General features: G+C 68.4%; 4 protein-coding genes and 1 pseudogene. 3 read left to right on the top strand and 2 right to left on the bottom strand.

Annotated features, from left to right (window positions below):
* A partial coding sequence (locus I0Q12_RS34280; RefSeq protein ID WP_231611686.1) for an iron-containing alcohol dehydrogenase occupies positions 1-273 on the bottom strand: 273 nt, incomplete at its 3' end.
* 384 nt (positions 274-657) lie between these two features.
* Between I0Q12_RS34280 and I0Q12_RS29345 the strand changes: the two are divergent.
* Positions 658-1715: pseudogene (locus I0Q12_RS29345) on the top strand (2Fe-2S iron-sulfur cluster-binding protein).
* Positions 1716-1759: 44 nt separating this feature from the next.
* On the opposite strand, the gene I0Q12_RS29340 reads toward I0Q12_RS29345, so the two are convergent.
* Positions 1760-2485, bottom strand: coding sequence for a DNA alkylation repair protein (locus I0Q12_RS29340; RefSeq protein ID WP_197257257.1), 726 nt, complete (start codon positions 2483-2485; stop codon positions 1760-1762).
* A 208-nt stretch (positions 2486-2693) separates the two neighbouring features.
* On the opposite strand from I0Q12_RS29340, the gene I0Q12_RS29335 reads away from it, so the two are divergent.
* Positions 2694-3056 (top strand): SPW repeat protein, encoded by a 363-nt coding sequence (locus I0Q12_RS29335; protein ID WP_197257255.1) that lies wholly within the window; start codon positions 2694-2696, stop codon positions 3054-3056.
* Positions 3057-3135: 79 nt separating this feature from the next.
* Positions 3136-3771, top strand: a complete 636-nt coding sequence (locus tag I0Q12_RS29330; RefSeq protein ID WP_197257253.1) for a TetR/AcrR family transcriptional regulator — start codon at positions 3136-3138, stop codon at positions 3769-3771.
* The last annotated feature ends 40 nt before the right edge of the window (positions 3772-3811 follow it).

Below are 3811 nucleotides of genomic sequence, written 5' to 3'. Positions count from 1 at the left end.
GGCGGCGGCCTCCATGACGTTGTAGTCCTTGGGGTTGGACTCGACCTTGTCGTAGAGGACGACCTCGACCCCCTGGTATTCGATCTTGCCGATCAGTTCCTCGATGATGCCGGAGCCGCGCAGACCCGTCGTCATCAGCAGGGCACGCTTGAATCCGAGGTTCTTGGCTTCGACACCGATGATGTCGTGTGCGCCCACACCCATCAGTGCGCGCGGGAACGGATGGAACTCCTTGATCGGGAAGTCCCAGATCTGATTGAGCTCGATGGCCATCGTGTCTCTCCTCGGTCGCCGGGTGGCTCACGGTTGTGACCCACATCTCATCCGGGGTCCACCGTGGCCGACGCCCGCCCGCCGGTGAAGGGCTACCGGCCGGAACCGTCCGGTTTGCGCGCCGAAGCCGTCCGGTCGAGTGCGGCCACCTACCCGGTCGGGCAGGGTGCATGTCCCGCCGACCGGGATGCGACGAGGTCGACCCCGCGGGGTGCCCGGTACCGTTTCCTTGTCGCCAGGTCCGGCTGCTACCCTTGAACTAGAACACGTTCTAGATTGGTTCGGCTGGGCGGACGGCGACCGCACCACATGTTCAAGGCCCGGCTGTTCCGAGGCCCAGCTGTTCGAAAGCGCAGCCTGCACGACGAGAGGACGAAACACCCCATGACGACAGTCGAGGTGCCGCACGGCTCACGATCGGTGGTTCTCACCGTCTCAGCCGTCATCGAGGAGACGTCCGACGCACGCTCGCTGGTCTTCGACGTACCCGCCGAGCTGCGGGACAAGTTCGCGTACAAGCCCGGGCAGTTCCTCACACCCTGCGCATCCCCAGCGACCTCACCGGCTCGGTGGCACGCTGCTACTCGCTCGCGAGCTCGCCGTTCACCGACGACTCTCCCAAGGTCACCGTCAAGCGCACCGTCGACGGTTACGGCTCGAACTGGCTGTGCGACAAGATCTCCGCCGGCGACCGCATCGAGGTGCTCCCGCCGTCCGGCGTGTTCACCCCGAAATCGCTCGACCAGGACTTCCTGCTGTTCGGCGCCGGCAGCGGCATCACCCCGGTCATCTCGATCCTCAAGTCGGCCCTGACCCAGGGCAGCGGCCGCGTCGTGCTCGTCTACGCCAACCGCGACGAATCGTCGGTCATCTTCGCCGAGGAACTGCGCGCCCTGGCCGACAAGTACCCGACGCGCCTGACCGTCGTGCACTGGCTCGAATCCGTGCAGGGCCTGCCCACGGCCGACCAGCTCGCCGCGCTCGCCGCCCCGTACACCGGGTACGAGGCGTTCATGTGCGGCCCCGGCCCGTTCATGGACACCGTGCACGCCGCGCTGCACGCCGCGGGCATGGAGCGCAGCCGGGTCCACGCCGAGGTGTTCAACTCGCTCGCCGGTGATCCGTTCGCCGACGTCGCGCCGGTCGAGGTCAGCGACGAGGAAGCCGCCGACGCCGCGACCGTCGAGGTCGAGCTCGACGGCGAGACCCACACCCTGACGTGGCCGCGCAAGCAGACGCTCGTCGACATCATGCTCGCGAAGGGCATCGACGTGCCCTACTCGTGCCAGGAAGGCGAGTGCGGTTCGTGCGCGTGCACCGTCCTCGAGGGCGAGGTGGAGATGGAGCACTGCGACATCCTCGACCCCGAGGACATCGAGTCCGGTTACATCCTGGGCTGCCAGGCCAAGCCGGTCAGCGACAACCTCAAGATCCAGTTCTGACACGCTGAAGCGCTGAGACGGCGGGCGCCCGGGTGTCCGCCGGCTCAGCGCAGTGCCCGCAGCCGGGCCCGTTCGGCCGGCTCGAGGTGCTCGGTCGCGTAGCTCAGCGCGGTGCGGCCCATCGCCGCGGCGTGGACGTCGAGAAAACTCACCAGCAGCGCGCGGTCGACGCGTTTGCCGACCTCCCGCAACATCCACCCGGTCGCCTTCTGGATCAGGTCCCGCCGGTCGTCGAGTACTCGCGCGGCCAGCGTCAGCGTCGGTTCGGCCTCCCCTGCCTTGACGAACGCGAAGGTCGCGAGCAGCCCGGCCCGGCGGCGCCACAGGTCCGGGTCGTCGACGAGTTCGGTCAGCAGCCCGGCCCGGTCGGGATGCTCGCGCACCCATTCGCCGACGATGCGGTCCGCCGACGAGTCGACCAGATCCCAGTTGTTCACGCGACCGCGGTTCAGTGCGTCGAGGTAGCACTCGACGATCCGGTCCCGGGCGTCGCGGTCGCGGGCGAACCGGTCGGCGAGGATCAGCAGTCCCGCCAGGCGGTGTTCGTGGATCGGGCTGTCGAGCAGGGCCCGCGCCTCGGCGATCGGCAATGTCCGGAAGCGGCGGACGACCGCCCGTGTCTGCGGGACCCGCAGCCCGAGGAACTCGTCGCCCTCCCCGTATTCGCCCGGTCCGGTCTTGAAGAACCGGCGCAGGTGCGCGGCCGCGGCCGGGTCGGCGAGGGCGTCGAGCGCGACCCGCACGTCCTCGGTGCTCTTCTCATCGGTCACGGCTGACGAGAGTACGGCGTCCGCACCGGCGCCCTCCCGGATCCGGGCCGTTGTCACGCCCGCCGACCGTCAGATGACGATTCGGCAAAAACACGCCCTGAACTGGGACGCAGCGTTACCGCACCGCAACCGTCGGACATCTTGACCGACCGGTCGATCAGACCTATACCGAAAGACGGAAGGACACACTCTCACGAGGAGGCTCACCATGTTCTCCGACAGCCGGCTGCAGGACTATGTGGCCGTGGTTCTGGGCGTCTTCGCCGCCCTGTCGCCGTTGTGGCTCGACACCAACGACGCGGCCATGTGGTCGCTGATCGTTCTCGGTGTGCTGGTCGCATTGTGCGGCATTGCGCAGATCGCACGGCCGACGATGGCCGCGATCGACTACGCAATGGGTGTCTTCGGTGTGCTGATGTTCCTGTCCCCTTGGGTCTTGGGATACACCGAGTACACGGGCGCCTCGTGGACCGCGTGGATCGTCGGTGTTCTCACCGTCGTCGTCGCCGTCGCGGCCCTGCCTGTCATGAACGCTCGCATGCACGGAGGCGGACTGGCGACCCATCACTGATCCGCACCTGATACCGGGACCCGGGGCGAGCGGCCGACGTGCCCTCGCCCCCTCTCGGATCACCGAAGGTGGTGCGCAGGTGAGTACACACGTTCCCCGGCGACGCCGGCGCCGCCCGCAACAGGACGGCGAGGCCCGCACCCGCATCCTCGATGCCGCCGAAAAGCTGTTCGCGACCCACGGTTTCGACGCAACCGCCACCGCGTCCATCGCTGCGGCGGCAGACGTGCCGAAAGGCCTGATCTTCTACTACTTCCCGACCAAGGAGGCCATTCTCGAAACACTCGTCGCCGAACGAATGCCGACCGAACCCATCGACGACGTGAACGCGCTGGTCGAACCCGGCGACCCGGCCGCCAGCCTCGTGAACCTCGACACCGCGCTGAACCTGCGCGACCACCGGTCGTCGGTGCTGCGGGTGATCATCTGGCGCGAGGCCGACACCCATCCGGACATCCGGTCCCACCTGTACCGGCTGCGCTCGCACCTGCACGACATCACCGTGCGGCTGCTGCAGGCCAGCGCCCCCGGCCCGGTGCAGCCGGGCACCCTGCGGGCCTGCGCGACCGCGTGGGTGTCCGCGATGTTCTCGGCGGCCAGCACCGACCGGTGGCTCGACCTCGACGGACTGCCCCGCAACCGCGAGGACCTGCGTACCGTCGCCCGGGTCATCGCGGCCGGGATGACCGGAATGGGGAAGCTCTCGTTCGGATGAGCGGTCAGCCGACGGCGTCACCGGCGGGGGCGAGCAGGAT

Source organism: Rhodococcus sp. CX, assembly GCF_015865005.1.
Lineage (GTDB): Bacteria > Actinomycetota > Actinomycetes > Mycobacteriales > Mycobacteriaceae > Rhodococcus.
The sequence above is the reverse complement of the archived record's forward strand: the minus strand, read 5'-3'. Positions and strand labels throughout refer to the sequence as shown.

Excerpts from the sequence above, each read along its gene's own strand:
- I0Q12_RS29335 (WP_197257255.1), top strand. The coding sequence starts at position 2,694 with ATGTTCTCCGACAGCCGGCTGCAGGACTATGTGGCCGTGGTTCTGGGC.